At 67.3% G+C, this 3,318-nt stretch carries 1 protein-coding gene and 1 pseudogene; both read right to left on the bottom strand.

Annotated features, from left to right (window positions below; translation table 11 throughout):
* Window positions 1-532 (bottom strand): NAD(P)/FAD-dependent oxidoreductase (locus tag KIH79_RS12615; protein ID WP_219059703.1); only part of this gene is annotated, 532 nt, incomplete at its 3' end.
* A gap of 120 nt (window positions 533-652) precedes the next feature.
* Window positions 653-3,318: pseudogene (locus KIH79_RS12620) on the bottom strand (hypothetical protein); the annotation flags it as partial.

A 3,318-nucleotide genomic window follows, 5' to 3' on the forward strand; every position in this document is an offset into this window, starting at 1 on the left:
CCGACGAACCGAAGCGGGTGAGGAACAGCGCCTCCTCGAACGCGGAATCGCCGCCGCCGACCACGACGATCGGCTTGCCGCGGAAGAAGAAGCCGTCGCAGGTCGCGCAGTACGAGACGCCGCGGCCGGAGAACTCCTCCTCGCCGGGCACGCCCAGCTTGCGGTAGCTCGAACCGGTGGTGATCACCACCGCGCGGGCTTGGATCACGTCGCCGCCGTCGAGCGTGAGGGTCTTCACGTCGCCGGAGAAGTCGACCGACACCACGTCGTCGTAGACGAGTTCGGCGCCGAACTTTTCGGCCTGCTTTTGCATGGCGTCCATCAGGTCCGGGCCGAGGATGCCGTCCGGGAAGCCGGGGAAGTTCTCGACCTCGGTGGTGTTGACCAGCTGCCCGCCGGGCGTGAGCGCGCCGGCGATCACCAGCGGCTGGTAGCCGGCGCGGCCGAGATAGATGGCGGCGGTGTAGCCGGCGGGGCCGGAACCGACGATGACTGCATCATGAATCGTGTTGTTCGCGTTGTCGTTGCTCATGCGCTCCACTGTAGCAATGCGGGGCGCACGAAACCCGGCCAGTCCGCGCACGGCGTGAGAGGTAAAAGTTATGGCCCGCGCAATCGGAACCGTGCGGGCCATGGTGACCGGAAAAGCCGGCTAGAAGAGCTCGACCTTTTGGATGTAGAGCTGGTTGCCGGGCATGCTGTCCATCGGCACCCACAGGATCAGGTCCTGCGCGGTGACGACCTTGTCGAACTTGACCTCGGTGGTGCCGCCCTCCGCGAACGAGAACTTCGCGACCTCCTCGCCCTTGGTCGGGTCGCCGGTCGTGTTCGCGCGCACGTAGCCCGTGCCGCCGGACGAGGTGATGGTGATCGTCATGCGGTACACCTTGTGCGGCTGGTCGAGGTGCAGCGAGAACGCGAAGCCGTTCTGGCCGCCCGGGTTCGTCTGGAAGTTCTGGCTCGAGATGGTCAGCGGGGTGTTGTTCTCGTACTTCGGTTCGGGCACCTTCTTCGCTTCCTTGTCGGCCGTGTTCTTGGTCGAGGAGGAGCCGGAGGAGGCGGACGAGGACTTGTCCGACGAAGACGAGCCGGAAGACTTGTCCGAAGACCCGGAGCCGGACGAACCCGACCCGGAGGAATCCTCGTCAGAGGATCCGGACTGCCCGTTGGTCGAATTGCCGAACGGCACCTGGTCGATGTTCTGCTGCGACCACGGATCGGCCGAATTGGAGCTGCCGTTAGTGATGTTGCCGGTGCTGTCGTTGTTGAGCGCCTGAATGGCGAAGTAGCCGGCCGCCACGACCACGGCGATGCTGACCACGATGGCCACGATCTTCGTCGGCAGGCTGCCGAGCAGCGCCTCGTCGGACACGTCGTTGTCCTGCGACTCGATCTTGTAGATCTGGTTCACGTACGGCACCTTGGCGGCCGCCGGCGGCAGGCTCGGCGGCTTGGGGGCGTTCACGGGCGGGATGATCATCGTCTTCTCGCCCTCCTCCTCGGTGTCGGCCACGTTCGGCACCGGAGCGACCGGGGTCGCGACCGGTTCGGCATGAGGATGCTGGGGATGCGTTTCGATCGGCACGGTCGGCATCGACGACGCGGCGGTGGCCGCGATCGGATCGACCGGCGGCTGCACGGTCGTCGCTTCGCCGGACACGCCGGCACCAGCGCCCGCACCCGCGTCGACGCCGTGATGCGCGTCGTGACGGATGCTCGACACGTCCAGCGACAGCGTCGTATTGTTCACCGTCGACGACGACTGCGAGCCGTCGAACGCGCGGAAGAAATCGCCGGCCAGCGGTGTCACGTCGACCACGTCGTCCGAGGTGAGCGCGGACGCGTACTGCGGCATCTCCATCGCCAGCGGCGGCATCGCCACGCGGCTGACCACGCCGGACGGCACGTCCATGATGTCCTCCGGATCGACGTCGCTCAGCACGCCGTTCGTGATCGTCTCCGCACCGGCCACGCCGGGCAGCGCGATGTCGCGTTCGTGCAACTTGTTGAGCGGCGTCCACGGGCCGAGCAACGCGTCGATTTCCGCCAGCGACGACATCGGCAGATCGCGGTCCTCGCTGTCGTAGCGCAGGCCGAGACCGCGCTTGCAGATCAGCTTGAACTCGCCGGGCACGTCGTCGCCGATGCGGCCGAGATCGTACGTGGTGCCGGGCGCGGACGGCGTGTGCGTGAGCAGCGCGTACAGCACGCCCGCCAGCTGGCGTACGGCAAGGCTTTCGTCGTTGAGCTTCGGGTCGCCGCCGGTCAGGTCGGCCATCATGGCGCTGACCGGAATGTCGGCGAGCTGGACGCCCATCGTGCTGATGCGCACGGTGTCGGTGGAGATCGCGCGATGCTCCAGACCCTGCGACAGCAGCATGTTGATCGCGCTCGTCAGCTCGCCCATGATGGAACGGATCGCGTCGAAGCTGAGGATGTGGCCGGCCGGGCCGCGCAGGTATTCGGACAGCGACAGGCCGGCGTCGAGCTGGGTGACGACGATGGCGATGCGCTCGTCGTGCTGCAGCTGCAGCACCTGCGTGAAGCGCGGGTCTCGCATGAGCGCCAGCGACGCGGCGGTGGAATTGACCTGCGAGAGCACCTTCGAATCGGTGACGATGAACAGCTGGCAGTCTCGCGTGAGCACACGGTCGCTGGCCCGCCACGCCAGCAGGCCCGGGGCCTCGCGCAGCTGCGACACCAGCGTGTAGCGGTTGATGATGGTATCTCCCAGCTGAGGCTTCATGTTTGCTCCGTAACGCGATGACTGATGTGATTGTTGCGATTGTGCCGATTGCGGCCCTGAGGCCGCCGGTTTCGGTGCCATTCTAACCGTCGGTGTAGTCGAGGATGGGGGAGCGGCCGCAGCCTCCGACCGAGACGCGGATGCCGCATGCAGTGCCGTGTCCGGTGCCGGTCTGCCCGACTGCGCGGGCGGCGCCGGCGGCGTGGACGGCACTTGCACGGTGCTGTCGGAGACGGCATGTTCGGCTGCGTCGGGACCGTCCGAGGCCGCGTTGTCGCGACGCGTCACGCGGGCGAGCAGCGGCCGCGCCAGCTCGATGAGCTCGCGTGAACGCAGCAGCCACAGCGCGATCAGATACGTCGCGGTGATCGCGATCGTCAGCAGCACGCACGTGCCGACTGCCTGGAACCAGTTCATGCTCATGACGTCGGCCATGCCCGCCGCATGCCCGCCGTCGGCCGCCGCGGCGTCGCGCGAACCGGCCGCCGCGCGATCGGCCGAGGACATCACGCCGAGCAGCGCATACACGGGACGTCGCAGCAGCACGCCGACGATCACCGCGGCCGAACCGG

Origin of the sequence: Bifidobacterium miconis (assembly GCF_019331735.1) — a bacterium.
GTDB lineage: Bacteria > Actinomycetota > Actinomycetes > Actinomycetales > Bifidobacteriaceae > Bifidobacterium > Bifidobacterium miconis.